The organism is Rhizobium azibense (assembly GCF_004342325.1).
Lineage (GTDB): Bacteria > Pseudomonadota > Alphaproteobacteria > Rhizobiales > Rhizobiaceae > Rhizobium > Rhizobium etli_B.
On record NZ_SMBJ01000001.1, the window covers coordinates 589,082 to 605,353 of the forward strand.

Consider the following 16,272-nt stretch of genomic DNA (forward strand, 5'->3'; position numbering starts at 1 on the left):
GGATGATGAGCGATACAACAATGCGCCCATCGCCGATCAGTGCGACGGTCGATTTCGAGGTGGACGGCGTTCAGCATGGTTTCTTGCGGCTGCCCTACAGCCGCGATGATTCGGCATGGGGATCGGTCATGATCCCGATCACCGTCATACGAAATGGCCGAGGCCGGACTGCTCTTTTGACAGGCGGCAACCATGGCGATGAATATGAAGGGCCAATCGCACTTTTCGATCTTGCCCGCAGGCTTCGGGCAGAAGAGGTCAAAGGCCGCGTCATCATCGTCCCCGCCATGAACTACCCGGCGTTCCTGTCACAGACCAGAACCTCGCCGATCGACAAGGGCAACATGAACCGCAGCTTTCCGGGCAGACCGGACGGCACGGTCACACAGAAGATTGCCGATTATTTCCAGCGGGTCCTTCTGCCGCTTGCCGATATCGTGCTCGACTTCCATTCAGGCGGCAGGACACTCGATTTTCTGCCCTTCTGCGCCGCCCACGTTCTTCCAGACAAGAAACAGGAGGCAAAGGGTTTCGAGTTCGTTCAGGCATTCGGAGCGCCCTACTCAATGAAAATGCTGGAGATCGACGCCGTCGGCATGTACGACACGGCCGCCGAGGAGATGGGCAAAATCTTCATCACCACCGAGCTCGGCGGCGGCGGGACGGCGACGGCGAAAAGCGCAGCTATTGCCAAACGCGGGGTGATGAACGTTCTGAAGCATGCCGGCATCGTTGAGGGCGTTGTCGATCCGCAGCCAAGCCAATGGCTCGACATGCCGGATAAAGACTGCTTCCTCTTTGCAGAGGAGGCGGGGCTCGTCGAATTTGCGCTCGACCTCGGCGAGGCCGTGCGAAAGGGTGAGGTCGTGGCTCGCATCCATCAGGTCGGAAGGACCGGTGGTCTTCCGGTCGAGCTCCGCTCGAAAATGACGGGAATCCTCGCTGCGCGGCATTTTCCGGGACTGATAAAGCCCGGCGATTGCGCCGCGGTCCTAGCAGTCTAAACCTGCAGAGATGACAACAGCGCCGCGCTCAGGCGCGGCGCTCTTGCTGGCTTGTTCACTTAAGCCGTGGGGCAGGAGGGCCGTCTATGTCTCGGGCCGCTGGCATTGGCATCGAACGTCAGGTCTGCAGGATCGCGTAGAGGACGTTCCTGTTTTCGCCGAACTGCACCTTTGCTTCAAAACGATCCTGATTTGGCAGGCCGCCGATAATCGACCACATCTCCGATTCAGACCGCCACAGAAGAGCCCAGTTCATGAAGGTTTCCATATATCCCTCGACGCGTATGTCGCGCGCGAAGTTGGCAAATAGAAACTGGCCGCCGGGCTTGAGCATCTGCAGACAACGTTCGGTAAGCTTCACTGCCACGTTGTGCGCAAGGTAGTCATAGAGGCCGGCAGCGTAGATGAAGTCAAAACGCCCCAGTTGCTGGGAACGTGACAAGAGCGTGCGTACGGAGCCATTGATGGCCTCGACCCGACTTCCGGCAAAGTCGCGCGATACTGATCCGACACTGAGCGGGTCTTGGTCGAGCGCCACCCAGCGACTGATTGCGCCTTCCTTCAACGCTTGCGACTGGTCCGCTTCCCGCAGATGTCCAGCAGCGATCGTCAGGATCTCGGTGTCGCCCGGCCGATCAGATGCGATGGCGTCCACCTTTGCGGTCAGAATGCTACGCCTTTCGCGCACAGCGACAGATGACGAAGCTTGCTTTGTGTAGGCATAAAGATCCCGTCCCAGGGCGGAAGCCTGCTCGATCGCCGGGCTCATGCTCGGATGCTCATAAATGAAGTCGAGAAGTTGAGCGTCGCCCGAGTAGCCGCGAGGTTTTTCGAAGGACCAGCGCGTCAGGGGATCTTCAAGCAGATAGGCAGAGACGGGATGTTCGCGAGCAATGGGCGTGAGGCGCTGCCAGACGGAGGAAGGCAGCTTTTGCCTGAGGTCGCTCAGCCGCGTCGTCAGATCGCGGACGATTTCTGCTGCCGGCAAGCGGTTCTGGAATTGCTGCTCGCTTAAGGCGAGCAAAACTGCCAGTTCTGCACGCCCTTCAATGAAGCGTTCTTGCAGATACCCGCTGTCTGATATTTTTGAACTTCCTGCGATGAGATCAGGGGTGACGAGACTAACTCCGTCGAGAACTGTCTGAAATCGGTTCACTTTGTTCTTTCCGTTAATACTAAGCTAATTATAGAAAAAGAAATTGCCTCGCGCCAGAGTTTTATAAATGGCGCCATATCGGAAAATCAGTAACCCATTGTCGCCCGGTAACCTTGTGCCGGGATGGGGGCTTAACCAAAACTTCATCGGCAATAACTATCGTCGCGATAACCTTGGCTGTGCGATCTGCAATGACAGCAAATTGTTTCGACGTCGCGGGAGCGGGCGGAACCCTTCAATATCGATGAGTTCGGGTGAACCGTGCATGAGGCACACGCTGGCAGAAGTCGAGACAACGCTCTTTGCGCAGCAAAAGGCTTATCAGTCCTGCGAGCTGCGCGCTCTCTATCTTGAACAGGGCGATCAGCGACGCAGAGCATCGACCCGCGCTGGCCTTTGGTTGGCCGTCCCCGTCTATCTGATGTTCTTCGTGACCGACCTGCTGCTTGTTCCGGATGTGGCGATCTTCACCATAATCGCGCGGGTGATCGTCGGGCTCGGAGCCCTGCTCGTACTCGAAGTTCAACTCCGACACGGCGTCCGTACCAATTACCTCGATCTGACATGCGCGGCCGCCTTGGTGCTGGGCTATGCGGGATGGGTCATTCCGACGCTGTTGACGACAAGCGTTGAAAGTCTGTCCTACTATATGGTGTTCGGCGCGATCTTCATGATGGGCGCGAATCTCTTCTTCAGTTTTCGCTTTTCATTATCGGTTATCGCATCGAGCCTGGTGCTGGCGATCTTCCTTGCATCGCTTACAGTCTTCAGTCCCGGTCCTTCCTACGATCTCGCTTTCGTGACGTTCTACTTGTCGTGTTTCACATTCACTTCCTATGTGAATTGGAAGCTTAACAAGGAACGCTTCAACGTCTTCCTCAACGCCCACGAGGCAGACCTCCAGCACCAGGAAGCCTCGGAGCGTGGAAAGGCACTTCTGAGACTGTCGAATACCGACCCATTGACCGGACTTGAAAATCGAAGGGCCGTCGACCAGCAGTTGCGTGACTTTTGGGAGAAATGGCAAACGCAGGGGATCGAATTTGCCACGTTTCTGATCGATGTCGATTTCTTCAAAAAATATAACGACTTCTATGGTCATCAGGAGGGGGACAAATGCCTGATCGCTGTGGCGACGGCTCTTGACGACGCCGTGGCGCCCATAGGGGCGACGATTGGGCGCTATGGCGGCGAGGAATTCATCGTTATCGCGGCCCTGCGCAACGATGTGGAGGCTGCGGATCTAGCGGAAAAACTCCGCCGAACCGTCGAAGACCTTAAAATTGCGCACGGGCAGCGTCTTGACGGGGTGCCGGTGGTAACGGTCAGCGTTGGCGCGGCAGTCACTAGACCAGAATCCGGTTCGAAACTTGAAAAGATCATCAACGAAGCGGATCGCGCGCTTTACTCGGCAAAAGCAAACGGCCGCAATTGCGCAGAACTTTTCGATCCGAACGATCCCCAAAGCGGTGACGAAACGGCGCACATAGCCGCGATTTTGAAGATTGCCGTGCCTCAGAACCTCGTCTCTCTTGTCTATCAGCCGATTCAAGACGTCGAAAGTGGCAACGTGCATGCGGTTGAAGCTCTCATGCGACTGAACATGCCTGACGGCAACGAAGCGCCGCCAGGCCTCTTCATTCCGGTGGCCGAGCGAACCGGTGCCATCATGGAACTTGGCTATTGGGCGCTGCGCACGGTTTGCAGGGAACTGCTGGCGGAAAATCATGTCCAACTCGTGAGCGTCAATGTTTCGCCGATCCAGTTGAGAGCACCTGGTTTTGCCTCTTCCGTCGCCGCCGTCCTTTCCGAGACTGGCGTGATGGGCGCAAGGATCGCGTTCGAAATTACCGAGGGGCTTGAACTGGAGATGCATTCGGATGTTATCCGTTGCATCAGCGACCTCAAAGCTCTTGGCATCAAGATTTGGCTGGATGACTTTGGGACCGGTTTCGCGGGCCTCTCCTGGCTTCGACTGATCGACTTCGACACCGTCAAGATTGATCGATCCTTCCTTCACGACAGCGATACGGCGCGTGGAAGATCCATGCTGCGCGATATAATTCGGCTCATCCGCAATCGTGGGCATCGCATTCTTGTAGAAGGTGTCGAAACGGAGAAACAGCTCGAGCTGATGCGGGAGTTTCGAATTGACGATGTTCAGGGATTCCACGTGGGGCGGCCCGTGCCAGCCACCGAATTTGCGCGCCGACATTTGGAGGCGGCCGCCCCCGATGATGAGCTGGCCTACAGCGCCAAAGCCTCGTGATCTGAGGTCCCGGCCTTGAGGATCTCTAAGTTGCCTTTGCTTACGGAGATGGAGTCTATTTCCATTTCGGGTGGCAGAAGAACCCGTACCTGAAGCGTGGTCTCAAAGGCCCCTCATGCCAGTATTTCAGATCGCCGGCACCTGTTTGAAGGCGATGAGATCGCGCGAGGGCAGCCGATATCGATGGTGAGCAGCAGAAAGCGGCAGGCCGTTCGCGATGAAACTCAGGCTTTCGTGATTTTCATCGGTTTGGCGCCTTGTTTCGTTAATGGCGAAAAAATCTGTCCGCTGCCCGGGCTGGATGCGAAGGCTCACCATCTGGCCTTTGTTCTGGGTGCCGCGCGTCACAATTGGCTTGATCGTCGACGGGAAATTGCGACTGGCAGCGATGCCGACACTAGTCGAACATGCCCTTCGGCGTTTCGCCTTTCAGGAACGGCTCGATGAAGGCATGCAGTAGCTCGGGTTGGTTGATGACAGCCGTGTGCGACGTCGCCGGCATGACGGCCAGGCGCGATGCCGGCAGCGGCTTGCCCATGTCGCCCATCGTACCGCCGCCGAGCAGCCGGAACATGGCCACGGAATGTTCGAGTGTCGCAACGTCGGCGTCACCAGTGATGATCAGCACCGGTGTCTTCAGCGCCTTGACGTCCGCTTCCCATGCCATCGGCTGGTGTTCGAGCGCGATCAGCTTCTTGACCAGGGCAGGAAAACCATCGGGATTGGCGGCAAGCTTGCGGTAGTCCTCGGCGAAAGGCATGCCGACAAACATTTCCACCGTCATTTGCGGAATGAAGGCCCTGAACTGCGGCTGCCAGCCCTCAGCATCATAGGCGACGGAGGCTGCGATCAGCTTGTTCACCTTTTCGGGATGGCGGATGGCAACCTGCAGCCCGACGGCCGCACCCATGGAGTAACCGAATATATCGGCCTTCTTGAGACCGACCGCGTCCATAAAGGCTGCCACGTCGTCGGCCAGGCTGGGATAGGTGATCGGCCGGTCGATATCGGTGGTGCGGCCGTGGCCCTGAAGTTCGAGCGCGTAGACTTTATGGGTTTTGGCGAGCTTCGGGATAATTGATCCCATGGAGGGGATGTTCATATAGGCGCCGTGCAGCACGACCAGCGGGTCGCCATCGCCGGAGACTTCGTAATAGATCTGCATGCCATTGACCTTGACGCGGTTGGCCGCCGGTTGTGCCTCGGCAACGAGAAAGCTGCTGACAATGAGAGCTGCTGCGATCAGGGCTGTGCGGAACATTCGTCTTTCCTCGCTGTCTGGTGTTTTCGCAAGTGCCGATCATAAGACGAAGGCCCCTTGCGAAATCCGACAGGTCGGGGTGTATATTTTTCCGCACAATCGGGCGGCAGCGCCGTGGTGGTCGCTGCCCCCTTTAAGGCAAGATCGAATTCATGAGTTACTCATAATTGCGAATAAGTCGCACTTGCAAAGATGTGGACCTTTCCATAAGACTGCATATGCAAATCATTCGCAGCAAGGAGCATCGGCATGTTGAAACGGGTAGGGCGCTTGTTGGCCGGACTGATCGCGGCAGCACTCGTGGCGGTCACAGCGATGCCGGCAGCAGCCCAGGAGAAGTTCAAGGCGGTGACGACGTTTACGGTCATCGCCGACATGGCCAAGAACGTGGCGGGCGATGCCGCCATCGTCGAATCCATCACCAAACCGGGTGCGGAGATCCACAATTATTCGCCGACACCTGGTGACATACAAAGGGCGCAGGGCGCTCAACTTGTCCTCTGGAACGGCCTCAATCTCGAGCGCTGGTTCGAAAAGTTCTTCGTCAATCTCCGTGACGTTCCCGGTGTCGTCGTCTCGCAAGGCGTTCAACCGATGGGCATCGCCGAAGGACCATATGCCGGCAAGCCCAATCCGCATGCCTGGATGTCGCCGAAGAATGGCCTGATCTATGTCGACAACATCCGCGATGCCTTCGTCAAATACGATCCAAAGAACGCCGCGGCCTACGAGGCCAACGCTGCCGCCTATAAAGAGAAAATCGAGGCGACCATTACGCCGATCCGAGAAAAGCTTGCACAGATTCCCGAGGACAAGCGCTGGTTGGTCTCAAGCGAGGGCGCCTTTTCCTACCTCGCTCGTGACTTTGGCCTGAAGGAACTCTATCTTTGGCCGATCAATGCCGATCAACAGGGAACGCCACAACAGGTCCGCAAAGTGATCGATGCCGTCGAGGCCAACAAGATCGCTGCCGTTTTCAGCGAGAGCACGGTGTCCGACAAGCCGGCCAGGCAGGTGGCGCGCGAAACCGGCGTACACTACGGTGGCGTGCTCTATGTCGATTCCCTCAGCGAAGAGGACGGACCCGTGCCGACCTATATCGATCTGCTCCGTGTCACCTCCGATACTGTCGAAAAGGGCCTTGTCGAGGGCCTGTCGCAATGAATGAAACCCTCAGCAATCTTGCCCGCCCCGCGTCTTTCGATGCGGGATCGGGCATCGCGGTGAAAAGCGCCACCGTCACCTACCGCAATGGCCATACCGGACTTTGGGATGCGAGTTTCCAGATCCCGATGGGCACGATCACCGCGCTGGTCGGGGTCAACGGCTCAGGCAAGTCGACGTTGTTCAAGTCGATCATGGGATTCGTGCGTCTCGCCAAGGGAGAAATAAGAGTGCTCGGGATGTCAGTCGGTGAGGCGCTGCGCAAGAACCTCGTCGCCTACGTGCCGCAAAGCGAGGAGGTCGATTGGGATTTCCCAGTCCTTGTCGAAGACGTCGTCATGATGGGCCGCTACGGCCACATGGGCATGATGCGCATTCCGAAGGCGGCCGATCACGCTGCGGTCTCATCGGCACTCGCACGCGTCAACATGGCCGACTTCCGAACGCGCCAGATCGGCGAGCTGTCGGGCGGGCAGAAGAAGCGCGTTTTCCTGGCCCGTGCGCTCGCCCAGGACGGACGCGTCATCCTGCTCGATGAGCCCTTCACCGGTGTCGACGTCAAGACCGAGGACCAGATTATCGCATTGCTTCGCGAACTGCGCGACGAGGGCCGAGTCATGCTGGTTTCCACGCACAATCTCGGCTCGGTGCCCGAATTCTGCGACCGTACCGTGCTCATCAAAGGCACTGTGCTCGCCCATGGCACGACTGCCGAGACTTTCACGCAGGTTAATCTTGAAAAAGCCTTTGGTGGCGTGCTGCGCCACTTCATGCTGGCCGAGGCCAAGGATGGCCAGTCACATCCGATCGATGTGATGACCGATGACGAACGCCCGCTCGTGCTGCAAGATGGCCGGCTCGTGGCGAACGAGCCACGGGGCGATGGAGGTCCGCGCTGATGGCCTTTCTCGTTGAGCCCTTCACCTACGAATACATGCTCAATGCCATGTGGGTGTCGGCTCTGGTCGGTGGTGTCTGCGCGTTCCTATCCTGTTATCTGATGCTCAAGGGCTGGTCACTGATCGGCGATGCACTTTCCCATTCGATCGTCCCAGGGGTGGCCGGCGCTTATATGCTGGGACTTCCCTTTTCGGCCGGCGCCTTCTTCTCCGGCGGCCTTGCGGCGGCCGCGATGCTCTTTCTCAACCAGCGTACAAGGCTGAAGGAGGACGCCATTATCGGTCTGATCTTCTCCTCCTTCTTCGGGCTCGGCCTCTTCATGGTGTCCCTGTCGCCGACTTCGGTGAACGTCCAGACCATCGTGCTCGGCAACATTCTCGCCATCACGCCGGAGGACACTCTCCAGCTCGCCATCATCGGCTTTGTTTCGCTCGCCATCCTGATCGTCAAGTGGAAGGACCTCATGGTCACCTTCTTCGACGAGACCCATGCACGGTCGATCGGCCTCAATCCAGCTGCACTCAAGATCATGTTCTTCACGCTGCTTTCGGCCTCGACGGTCGCCGCCCTCCAGACGGTAGGTGCCTTCCTCGTGATCTGCATGGTGGTGACCCCGGGCGCCACTGCCTATCTGCTGACGGACCGCTTTCCACGGCTTCTCGCGATCGCCGTCGTCATTGGTGCGGCGACCAGTTTCGTCGGCGCCTATGCGAGTTATTTCCTGGACGGAGCAACTGGCGGCATCATCGTCGTGCTGCAGACCCTCCTCTTCCTTGCCGCCTTCTTCCTTGCTCCCAAACACGGGATGCTGGCTGCGCGCCGCAGGGCGGCCGAAGTTAACGAGGCCCGTCAATGAATATCCTCGAGACGCTGCTTTTGCCTTTCCAGTTCAGCTTTATGGTCAATGCGCTGGTCATCTCGATGCTTGTGGCCGTGCCGACGGCGTTGCTTTCCTGCTTTCTCGTGGTCAAGGGCTGGTCATTGCTGGGCGACGCCATTTCCCATGCGGTTTTTCCCGGCGTGGTCATTGCTTATATCATCGGCATCCCTTTTGCAGTCGGCGCCTTCGTCACCGGCATGTTTTGCGCGGTTGCGACAGGCTTTTTGAAAGACAACAGCCGCATCAAGCAGGATACGGTGATGGGCATCGTGTTTTCCGGCATGTTCGGCTTCGGCCTGGTGCTCTACGTCAAGATTCAGTCCGAGGTGCATCTCGACCACATATTGTTCGGCGACATGCTGGGCGTTGCTTGGCGCGACATTGCCGAGGCAGCCGTCATTGCGGCATTGACCGCGGGCATCATCGGCATCAAGTGGAAGGATTTCCTGCTGCACGCCTTCGATCCGACCCAGGCGAGGGCCGTCGGCCTTCGGGTCAACCTGTTGCACTACGGCTTGCTTTGCCTGATCTCGCTGACCGTTGTCGGAGCGCTGAAGGCAGTCGGAATTATTCTCGCCATCGCGATGCTCATTGCACCGGGCGCTATTGCCTTCCTGCTGACGCGGAGCTTCAGCAGGATGCTGATCCTGTCGGTGGCCATCGCCTTAATCGCTTCAGGTGCTGGAATCTATCTCTCTTTTTACATTGATAGCGCACCGGCGCCGACCATTGTGTTGATGCTCTCCATCCTGTTTACGGCCGCCTTTGTCGTCACTGTAAGGACGAAGCGGTCCCAGGCGACACCGCAATAGGCCCACGCCTGACAACTTTACGCTGCCGGTGAACGAGGAGCGGATCCCCGACCGCGACAGGTTACGAGGACCCACGACGAAAGCCGTGAAGGGGTACTTGTCGAGATTGGCAAGTCCCCGGCAGCTTCAAGAAAGTTCGCGGTCTTCGGCGGCGCGCTCGACAATGAAAGGTTACGGAAAATGCGCCATCGCCATCCGGCAGACTTTCTTGGTTCATGCGGTGCGGGTCTAGATTCCTGAGCCGTCGACCTGCTGGGCGTCGTCGCCTTCCCAAGGCGAGGGCATCGAGCCGCGGTTGAGGTTGGCCGAGGGCATCGGCATCCAGCACTTCAATTCCGGCTCGGCATATTCGATGATGCGGCCGGGCGAAGAATCAGAGGCGCGCCAGCCTTCTGCGCCGAACTGATCGCCATTTGACCAATAGGCGAGGTCAACCTCTGCCGGCCCCTGTTCGGACGGGCGGATCGTGACAATGATCCGACTGCCGTCTTTGGGGGCGCTTGCCATGTGGCGCCAGCTGTCTGGCTCCTCCATCCTTTTCCTCCTGCCCTGCTGCCGGTTGCAAGTTTCGCCTCGCCATCGAAAACGGTCAACTCAAACTTTGCATGGAACGCCAGCGCCAGCGTCACGGTCGCGGAGGCGATCGACCGCATCTATCGCACCGGCGGGCGCGATCAGGAACCTTTGACCAGGCCGTATAGGACGATCGTCACATAGAGGATGAATGCCACCACACCAATCGTGCCGATCAGAGCCACCGCAATTCTGCCGGCATTGAGCCTGGTGCGTTTTCCGGCAGACGATGACGATGGTCGCTGGACAGGATCCTTATCCGAGCTCTCGCTCCTCGCGCCTTTCCCGTCGCCGGCTTTCGTATCCGGCGCAACCGAGGTGGAAGACCTGTCTTTTCTCATCTCGCTCATGGCGAACCCCTTTGGGGAAGATCGATCTGCTCATCAAGCTTGTCCTTGAGATCGTCGCGCCGATCGTTCAACAGCGAAGTTTTCTTGCGTTTGGCTTCCTCATCCGTCGGCTCGACCTTCCGGCCGCTGTCGTCGGAAATGCCGGGCCCGCTTCCGGCAATGGTTTCCTTGCTTGGTCTGTCGCTTGTGCCGGTCGATAGTTTTGCTCGTCTGTCCATGGCATCCTCCAAATTCAGCTATCGCAAAGCATTTTTTTGGGCGCGGACGCGCTTGTCATGGTCCAAACGACGCGGAGATTGCGAAGTTCCGGCCCGATCCGGGAGGTTTTCCTGCCCGCTGCCCATCGAAGGCCATCGCCTGAAACGAAAGGCCTGGGAACATCGAGCCACTCCAGGTGTTGCTTTGCGTATCAACGCAGGGATCGACGATGACCGCGCGAACAGCCGGACAGGACAGAAACAATGACGTGCTCATGAAAGCAAAGGCGGTTCCGCAGCTCATCGATCCGGATGCCGAGCCGTTCGTCACCGAAGCCGTTCAGGAACTCGTGAAGTCCCGTATCCCGTTTCTAGTCGCCGGCACCTACGCCGTGTGCGCCTACACCGGTATTTCGCGCCAGACGAAGGATTTCGACATATTCTGCAAAGCCGGCGACTATGCCCGTATCCTGGGGCACTTCAAATCCAAAGGTTACGCTGTAGAAGTCGAAGATGAGCGCTGGCTTGGAAAGGTCCTGAAGGGCAATCACTTCTTCGATGTCATATTTGCTTCGTCCAACGGCACCATGCCTGTTGGCGACGACTGGTTCGAGGACGCGCGCAAAGTCGAGATGTGCGGTCACACTGTCAGGATCGTCAGTCCGACCGAACTCGTCTGGTCCAAATGCTTTGTCCAGTTGCGGCACCGCTATGATGGCGCCGATGTCGCGCACGTCATTTTGAAGGCGCATGATTCCATCGATTGGCGCAAGCTGCTCGGTTATCTCGAAGTCCATTGGGAAGTCCTACTCATCCATCTTCTCAATTTCAGGTGGATCTACCCGACCGAGCGCGACAAGATTCCGCAGTGGTTGCTGGAGGAGCTTCTAAACCGGCTCAAGGCGCAGCAGGAATTGCCGCTCCCGCAAATGAAGATATGCCGCGGCCGGATGTATTCCCGTGTCGATTTCGAGATCGACGTCAAGGAATGGGGCTTTGCCGATGTCGGCGGCGAAGGCGAACTGCGAGGAGATTAGGAGAAACGTGATGGATGATCAGCGAAAGAACGTGACGATTGCGGCGGTGGCCGATCTCCACGTCACGGAAGACGGCGCAAAATCCTACAAGGATCTGTTTGCCGAAATTTCCTCGGTTGCCGACGTTCTGGTGATTGCAGGCGATCTGACCGACCTCGGCCGGCCCAAGGAAGCCGAACTGCTTGCGAGCGATCTGCGCCATTGCACCGTGCCGACCGTTGCCGTCCTCGGCAATCACGATCACGAAAGCGGCCAGGTCGACGATGTTTGCAAAATTCTGACCGACGTCGGCGTGAAATTGCTGAACGGCCAGGCCGCGGAGATCGCCGGCGTCGGTTTCGTCGGCGTCAAGGGATTTGTCGGCGGCTTCGGGCGCCATATGCTTGGCTCATTCGGCGAAACCGCCATCAAGGCGATGGTCGCCGAAAGTGTCGAGGAATCGATGCTTTTGGAAAACGCGATGCGACAGGTGCGTTCGGATCGTTCACTCGTTGTGCTGCACTACGCACCGATCGCCGAAACCGTGGCGGGCGAGCCGTTGGAAATCTATCCGTTCCTCGGTTCTTCACGGCTTGCGGAAACGATCGACCGGTTTCGGGTGAATGCGGTCGTCCATGGCCATGCCCATCGCGGATCCTATGAGGGCCGCACCCCGGGCGGCGCCCCGGTCTACAATGTCGCATCCCATGTCGAAAAGCCGACTGGAAAGCCCTACGCGTTGCTCGAGCTGTGACCAGTCCTCACTGCTATTTATTAGTCCGGCCTCGATGACGCGGATCGATGCCGCCCTGAGGCGTCGTGTCGTTGGCGGTATCGCCTTCGACGGTATTGTCGGCCTGGAGTGCTTCGTCATCCGGCGGAGAAACGATACCGCGGGAACGGCCGATGCCTGGATCGTCAGACAGGTCGATGTCGCGTGGTTTGGTGGTCTTTGCATGCTTGGACGAGGTCATCATTTCCTCCTTCTTGGTGGAAAAGGCTTGCTGTTCAAGCCAGGCGCCACGGACGGATTCGATCTTGTTCTGGGCGCCCTCGGGAAGAACTCGTGCCGAGATCCTCTGTTCCGCCGAAAACGATTGCCGCTGATATTGGAAAGCCCCGACCGGCGGAACATTTCGCAACAGCCGAGTTTGGTGCGCCATCGATCGTTGAGGAGAAAACATCGTGAGACCTCTGACCTGCCATGGCAGCATGATATCCGCGACGCGTGCGCCGATCCTGAGATTGAAATGGCGGAACGGTCGTGCTGGAAGACCTTGCAACGGCCAACATGTTCATCCCCAAGGACAAGCGCCGGCGCGTCAAGGAGCGGTGGACCTTTCAAAGCTGTTCAACATCTCCTTTAGGGATGCGGCGTCTTCAAAATTCAAGAACGCCTCATGCGTCTTTTCGGCTCGCAGTCCTGCCCAACGCAGGCAATCAGCGAATTTGGAGCCTCGCTCGGCGGCTGTAAGAGGCACGGCGACCGAGCCGGTTGCATAGAGCCGCTCAGTCTTCAGTCTACGTCCATCTCTAAGATCGATGGTGACGTGATGGGGAAGGCGCTCGATCCCGTGCTCTTGCGCTGCATGGTAGGCGCTCATTGATATCTTCGGCATATGGAGGCGAATTTCGGGACGAAAAATTGCAGCGCAAGTGAAATCGGACAGCGAAAGGTTGCCTTGGTAAAGCGCAGTGGCGAGACAATATTGCATCGAAAAGCGTGCCTGCATCTCATCCACAGGGTCTGGATAGGCCAGATTGTCAACCGCGGATCGTCCCAAGTTTGTTTCGATGGAAAGCACGTCGTCCAGGCAAAAGTCATATTCCATCTGCAGGTCGCGCGCCGCATCGATGGCGCGGTGCGTGGAGGCGCAGCAGGGATGGAGCTTTGTCACCAGGCCATGCGTTTCGATAATGTGACTATCGCCCATCGAAAGCGCCTGCCACCCGGCGCAGGCCTCACCGCCAAAAAGATCGAGAAAGCCTTGTGGACGCTCAAGAATGTCCAGCCGTCCGCTCATGCCGGCTTGCGCCAGGAGAGCCGCCTCGACCGCGTTGCGCGCGGCCATGCCGGCATGAAGAGGCTTGGTGGGGGTTCCGAACTGGCCTTTCGGACCAGCGGCAGAGCTTGTGGCGATGCTCATCGCCTGGGCGATCTCTGTTGCATTCAGGCCCAGAAGGATCGCTACGCCGGCGGCCGTTCCGATACAGCCGACGGTCGACGTGCCATGCCATCCCCTATTGTAGTGCGAAGGATTGACCCCGAAACCGACGGCAGCCTGTGCCTCAAGGCCCGCGAGATAGGCGTGCAGGAACTGTCGTCCCGAGATTGCCGCATCGGCGGTTGCAATCGACAGCAAGGCCGGAACCAACACTGCGGAGGCATGGGCCCGGGCGGGATGGAAGTTGTCGTCGAAATCCAGACAATGAGCGGCCGTCCCGTTGATCAGCGCCGCGACCGACGGTGATGCCCGCCCGCCTCGCAGGATCGCCGGGGGGCCGTTCGCACCGATCTGTCCGGAGAATGCCCTTGCCACGGCTTGCGGTGCCTGATCGGCAGCACCCGCCAGCATGCAGCCGATCGTGTCGATAACCGCCTCCTGCGCGCGCGCCATGGCGAGGGGAGAAAAGCTTGTTCTCGAAACGATATGATCGGCGATTTTTTCCAGAACCGTCGCCATTGACGAATGCCTCCACAAAGTCTTCGTTGATGGGCGCAAGGATGTTGGACTTCGCAAGGCGGTGCAATCTTATGCGGTTTGCGGGTCGATCTATTCAATTTCGGGAGCAGGAATGACGAAGGGCAGCGATGTCACGATCAGCGTCAAGCACATCCAGACCTATGACGCGATCGCGGCGACGGGATCGACGATCGCGGCGGCTGGTGAACTTGGCATCTCGCAATCAAATGCCAGCCGGCTTCTGCATCAGCTCGAACTTTATCTTGGTGTGCGATTGTTCGAGCGGGACAAGAACCGATTGGCGCCGACGCGCGAGGGATTGCAGCTGGGACCGGAGATCCGGGCAATCTCCGACCGTCTGACTGCGCTGAAAGTGCTGGCACTGGAACTGGAGAACGGCCGTTCTCAAGAAATTCCTTTGCGGCTGGCGTTTCCGGCGAGCCTGTCCGTCACGCTTGTTCCGCGCCTTGTGAAACGCTTCCTTGCCGAGAATGGCCCGGTCCGGATCGAGGTTGCATCCGGCAGCTATCTGGCGATCGAGCGCATGGTGGCGGACGGGGAGGCGGATATCGGTTTTACGCGCCTTCCCTCGCCAACTCCGGGGCTGCGGCTCGAACACGAGCTGCCATCGCGCAATATCTGCGTGCTGCACCGGGACCATCCGCTGGCCGGCCGCGACATGCTGACAGTCGCCGATCTCAGGTCACGCGACCTGATCTTGCTCAATCGTGAGCGTCCGGTGCGTCATGAGCTAGAGGCGTTCTTTTACAAACAGGGACTGCGCCAGCGCCCAGCGATCGAGGCGCATTCGGTGGGGTGCGCCTGCGGTCTTGCCGCTGAAGGCCTGGGGATCGCCATCGTCAGCGAATTGCTGGCGAACGAGTACCGCTCAATACCGCTGGCCTTCGTGCCGCTGGAGCCAGCCTTGCCGGTGACCTATGCCGTCGTCGGCTCTGATCGGGTGCCCCTGCCGAAGGCGGCGGCTCCATTTTTGCGATATCTGCAGGAGTGGGCATAACAGCCGATTTTACTTCCAATCCATTGCGGGCTGCTTAGCCAGAGGATCAATTGCGCTTATACCTTGAGGGAGCTTTTGAAATGATCAATTTTCGGCAATTGGAGGTGCTGAAGACGTTGCTGGCAACCGGATCGACGATCGCGACGGCGAAGAGTATGGGTCTCAGTCAGTCAGGTGTCAGCCGTCTGTTGCAACAACTCGAGTCCGATCTGTCGCTGACGCTGTTTGCCCGTGACAAGGGGCGGCTCATTCCAACGCCAGAGGCCAGCATCCTCGCCCGAGACGCGGACAATATCCTGCTCGGACTCAACCGGTTTTCCGGTCTGGCAGAGGATTTGCGAAGCGGGGCTACAGGACCCGAGGTCGTGCGCATTGGGTTGCCAAGCAGCATGTGGGAAGAATTCGCACCGGCCATGTTGGTGGACTATTCCAAAAAATATCCGACGGTTCGCATCGAAACCTTTTTCGAGACCACGACAGCGATCACGCGTCTGGTCGAACAACGAGTGATCGATTTCGGCTTTCTGCGCTATGAGGAACAGATCGGTCCCGGCATTGACATGGAGCCGGTGGCAAGCGGGGTCAGCGTCTGCGTCATTCCCGAGAGCCATCCGTTGGCAGCGCTCGCCGAGATCGCGCCGAAGGATCTGCGCAATATTCCCCTGATTCTCATTGGACGGCAAATGCCAACCCGCATGCTTCTTGATCAGACGTTCAAACGAGCCGGCGTGAAGCAGAGCGTAAAGATCGAGACACACACCAACAGTTCGGCTTGCGCCTATGTCGCCCACGGCCTGGGTATTGCCATTCTCAGCAGTTTCTACGCCAATCTCTATCGGCACTTGCCGGTGGTTCAGCGTCCTTTCACGCCTGTTTCGAAGCAGGAGTTCGGGTTGGCCAAACCGGCGGGCATGCCTCTGTCGCGTGCCGCGCGAGCCTTGATGGACGCTCTGAAGCGTCAGATCGCTCTTTCGCAGAATCCGTAGCT

General features: G+C 58.4%; 18 protein-coding genes. 10 read left to right on the top strand and 8 right to left on the bottom strand.

Going from position 1 to position 16,272, the window contains the following annotated elements; genetic code table 11:
- Nucleotides 1-5 precede the first annotated feature (5 nt).
- Entirely contained in the window at nucleotides 6-1,004 is a 999-nt protein-coding gene (gene doeB / locus EV130_RS02810; protein ID WP_132550004.1) for a N(2)-acetyl-L-2,4-diaminobutanoate deacetylase DoeB, read from the top strand.
- 118 nt (nucleotides 1,005-1,122) lie between these two features.
- Here doeB and EV130_RS02815 read toward each other — a convergent pair whose 3' ends face one another.
- A complete protein-coding gene (locus EV130_RS02815) occupies nucleotides 1,123-2,160 on the bottom strand; it encodes a class I SAM-dependent methyltransferase (RefSeq protein ID WP_132549163.1) in 1,038 nt (345 codons plus the stop codon).
- A 265-nt stretch (nucleotides 2,161-2,425) separates the two neighbouring features.
- Here EV130_RS02815 and EV130_RS02820 point away from each other — a divergent pair, with 265 nt between their 5' ends.
- Nucleotides 2,426-4,429: a putative bifunctional diguanylate cyclase/phosphodiesterase gene (locus tag EV130_RS02820; protein ID WP_081377208.1), complete on the top strand. Its 2,004-nt coding sequence runs from the start codon at nucleotides 2,426-2,428 to the stop codon at nucleotides 4,427-4,429.
- A gap of 126 nt (nucleotides 4,430-4,555) precedes the next feature.
- On the opposite strand, the gene EV130_RS02825 is transcribed toward EV130_RS02820, so the two are convergent.
- Both EV130_RS02825 and EV130_RS02830 read right to left on the bottom strand, forming a co-directional pair.
- A complete protein-coding gene (locus EV130_RS02825) occupies nucleotides 4,556-4,777 on the bottom strand; it encodes a hypothetical protein (protein WP_132549160.1) in 222 nt (73 codons plus the stop codon).
- Between the two features lie 49 nt (nucleotides 4,778-4,826).
- Entirely contained in the window at nucleotides 4,827-5,690 is an 864-nt protein-coding gene (locus EV130_RS02830; protein WP_132549157.1) for an alpha/beta fold hydrolase, read from the bottom strand.
- A gap of 249 nt (nucleotides 5,691-5,939) precedes the next feature.
- Between EV130_RS02830 and EV130_RS02835 the strand changes: the two genes are divergently transcribed.
- Genes EV130_RS02835 through EV130_RS02850 form a run of 4 tightly spaced genes read left to right on the top strand, consistent with a single transcriptional unit; the run spans nucleotide 5,940 to nucleotide 9,446 of the window.
- Nucleotides 5,940-6,854 carry a metal ABC transporter substrate-binding protein gene (locus EV130_RS02835; RefSeq protein WP_074063974.1) on the top strand — a complete coding sequence of 305 codons (915 nt, stop codon included), beginning with the start codon at nucleotides 5,940-5,942 and terminating at the stop codon, nucleotides 6,852-6,854.
- On the top strand, nucleotides 6,851-7,753 hold the full coding sequence (locus EV130_RS02840) for a manganese/iron ABC transporter ATP-binding protein (protein WP_132659174.1): 903 nt from the start codon (nucleotides 6,851-6,853) through the stop codon (nucleotides 7,751-7,753). Before EV130_RS02835 ends, EV130_RS02840 begins: the two co-directional genes overlap by 4 nt.
- Nucleotides 7,753-8,610: an iron/manganese ABC transporter permease subunit SitC gene (gene sitC, locus EV130_RS02845; protein ID WP_132659176.1), complete on the top strand. Its 858-nt coding sequence runs from the start codon at nucleotides 7,753-7,755 to the stop codon at nucleotides 8,608-8,610. The genes EV130_RS02840 and sitC overlap by 1 nt, the downstream gene beginning before the upstream one ends.
- A complete protein-coding gene (locus EV130_RS02850) occupies nucleotides 8,607-9,446 on the top strand; it encodes a metal ABC transporter permease (protein WP_074063977.1) in 840 nt (279 codons plus the stop codon). The genes sitC and EV130_RS02850 overlap by 4 nt, the downstream gene beginning before the upstream one ends.
- Nucleotides 9,447-9,674: 228 nt before the next feature.
- Here EV130_RS02850 and EV130_RS02855 read toward each other — a convergent pair whose 3' ends face one another.
- The 3 genes from EV130_RS02855 to EV130_RS02865 all read right to left on the bottom strand — a co-directional run bounded on the left by EV130_RS02855 (nucleotide 9,675) and on the right by EV130_RS02865 (nucleotide 10,587).
- Nucleotides 9,675-9,980: a hypothetical protein gene (locus EV130_RS02855; protein WP_132549151.1), complete on the bottom strand. Its 306-nt coding sequence runs from the start codon at nucleotides 9,978-9,980 to the stop codon at nucleotides 9,675-9,677.
- Nucleotides 9,981-10,120: 140 nt separating this feature from the next.
- Nucleotides 10,121-10,369, bottom strand: coding sequence for a hypothetical protein (locus EV130_RS02860; RefSeq protein ID WP_132549148.1), 249 nt, complete (start codon nucleotides 10,367-10,369; stop codon nucleotides 10,121-10,123).
- Entirely contained in the window at nucleotides 10,366-10,587 is a 222-nt protein-coding gene (locus tag EV130_RS02865) for a hypothetical protein (protein WP_132549145.1), read from the bottom strand. The genes EV130_RS02860 and EV130_RS02865 overlap by 4 nt, the downstream gene beginning before the upstream one ends.
- 209 nt (nucleotides 10,588-10,796) lie before the next feature.
- Between EV130_RS02865 and EV130_RS02870 the strand changes: the two genes are divergently transcribed.
- Both EV130_RS02870 and EV130_RS02875 read left to right on the top strand, forming a co-directional pair.
- A complete protein-coding gene (locus tag EV130_RS02870) occupies nucleotides 10,797-11,603 on the top strand; it encodes a nucleotidyltransferase family protein (RefSeq protein WP_074063981.1) in 807 nt (268 codons plus the stop codon).
- A gap of 10 nt (nucleotides 11,604-11,613) precedes the next feature.
- Complete coding sequence (locus tag EV130_RS02875) at nucleotides 11,614-12,336, top strand: metallophosphoesterase family protein (RefSeq protein WP_074063982.1); 723 nt, start codon at nucleotides 11,614-11,616, stop codon at nucleotides 12,334-12,336.
- A 13-nt stretch (nucleotides 12,337-12,349) separates the two neighbouring features.
- Here the strand turns inward: EV130_RS02875 and EV130_RS02880 are convergent, their stop codons facing one another.
- Nucleotides 12,350-12,556 (bottom strand): hypothetical protein, encoded by a 207-nt coding sequence (locus EV130_RS02880; protein ID WP_074063983.1) that lies wholly within the window; start codon nucleotides 12,554-12,556, stop codon nucleotides 12,350-12,352.
- 348 nt (nucleotides 12,557-12,904) lie between these two features.
- Nucleotides 12,905-14,266, bottom strand: a complete 1,362-nt coding sequence (locus EV130_RS02885; protein ID WP_132659178.1) for an MmgE/PrpD family protein — start codon at nucleotides 14,264-14,266, stop codon at nucleotides 12,905-12,907.
- Nucleotides 14,267-14,378: 112 nt separating this feature from the next.
- Between EV130_RS02885 and EV130_RS02890 the strand changes: the two genes are divergently transcribed.
- Nucleotides 14,379-15,284 carry a LysR family transcriptional regulator gene (locus tag EV130_RS02890; protein ID WP_132549136.1) on the top strand — a complete coding sequence of 302 codons (906 nt, stop codon included), beginning with the start codon at nucleotides 14,379-14,381 and terminating at the stop codon, nucleotides 15,282-15,284.
- Between the two features lie 83 nt (nucleotides 15,285-15,367).
- Nucleotides 15,368-16,270, top strand: a complete 903-nt coding sequence (locus EV130_RS02895) for a LysR family transcriptional regulator (RefSeq protein ID WP_132550001.1) — start codon at nucleotides 15,368-15,370, stop codon at nucleotides 16,268-16,270.
- Nucleotides 16,271-16,272 lie beyond the last annotated feature (2 nt).

Coding starts and splice junctions, on each gene's coding strand:
- doeB (WP_132550004.1), top strand. CDS start 6: ATGAGCGATACAACAATGCGCCCATCGCCGATCAGTGCGACGGTCGAT.
- EV130_RS02820 (WP_081377208.1), top strand. CDS start 2,426: ATGAGGCACACGCTGGCAGAAGTCGAGACAACGCTCTTTGCGCAGCAA.
- EV130_RS02830 (WP_132549157.1), bottom strand. CDS start 5,690: ATGTTCCGCACAGCCCTGATCGCAGCAGCTCTCATTGTCAGCAGCTTT.
- EV130_RS02835 (WP_074063974.1), top strand. CDS start 5,940: ATGTTGAAACGGGTAGGGCGCTTGTTGGCCGGACTGATCGCGGCAGCA.
- EV130_RS02840 (WP_132659174.1), top strand. CDS start 6,851: ATGAATGAAACCCTCAGCAATCTTGCCCGCCCCGCGTCTTTCGATGCG.
- sitC (WP_132659176.1), top strand. CDS start 7,753: ATGGCCTTTCTCGTTGAGCCCTTCACCTACGAATACATGCTCAATGCC.
- EV130_RS02850 (WP_074063977.1), top strand. CDS start 8,607: ATGAATATCCTCGAGACGCTGCTTTTGCCTTTCCAGTTCAGCTTTATG.
- EV130_RS02855 (WP_132549151.1), bottom strand. CDS start 9,980: ATGGAGGAGCCAGACAGCTGGCGCCACATGGCAAGCGCCCCCAAAGAC.
- EV130_RS02860 (WP_132549148.1), bottom strand. CDS start 10,369: ATGAGCGAGATGAGAAAAGACAGGTCTTCCACCTCGGTTGCGCCGGAT.
- EV130_RS02865 (WP_132549145.1), bottom strand. CDS start 10,587: ATGGACAGACGAGCAAAACTATCGACCGGCACAAGCGACAGACCAAGC.
- EV130_RS02870 (WP_074063981.1), top strand. CDS start 10,797: ATGACCGCGCGAACAGCCGGACAGGACAGAAACAATGACGTGCTCATG.
- EV130_RS02875 (WP_074063982.1), top strand. CDS start 11,614: ATGGATGATCAGCGAAAGAACGTGACGATTGCGGCGGTGGCCGATCTC.
- EV130_RS02880 (WP_074063983.1), bottom strand. CDS start 12,556: ATGACCTCGTCCAAGCATGCAAAGACCACCAAACCACGCGACATCGAC.
- EV130_RS02885 (WP_132659178.1), bottom strand. CDS start 14,266: ATGGCGACGGTTCTGGAAAAAATCGCCGATCATATCGTTTCGAGAACA.
- EV130_RS02890 (WP_132549136.1), top strand. CDS start 14,379: ATGACGAAGGGCAGCGATGTCACGATCAGCGTCAAGCACATCCAGACC.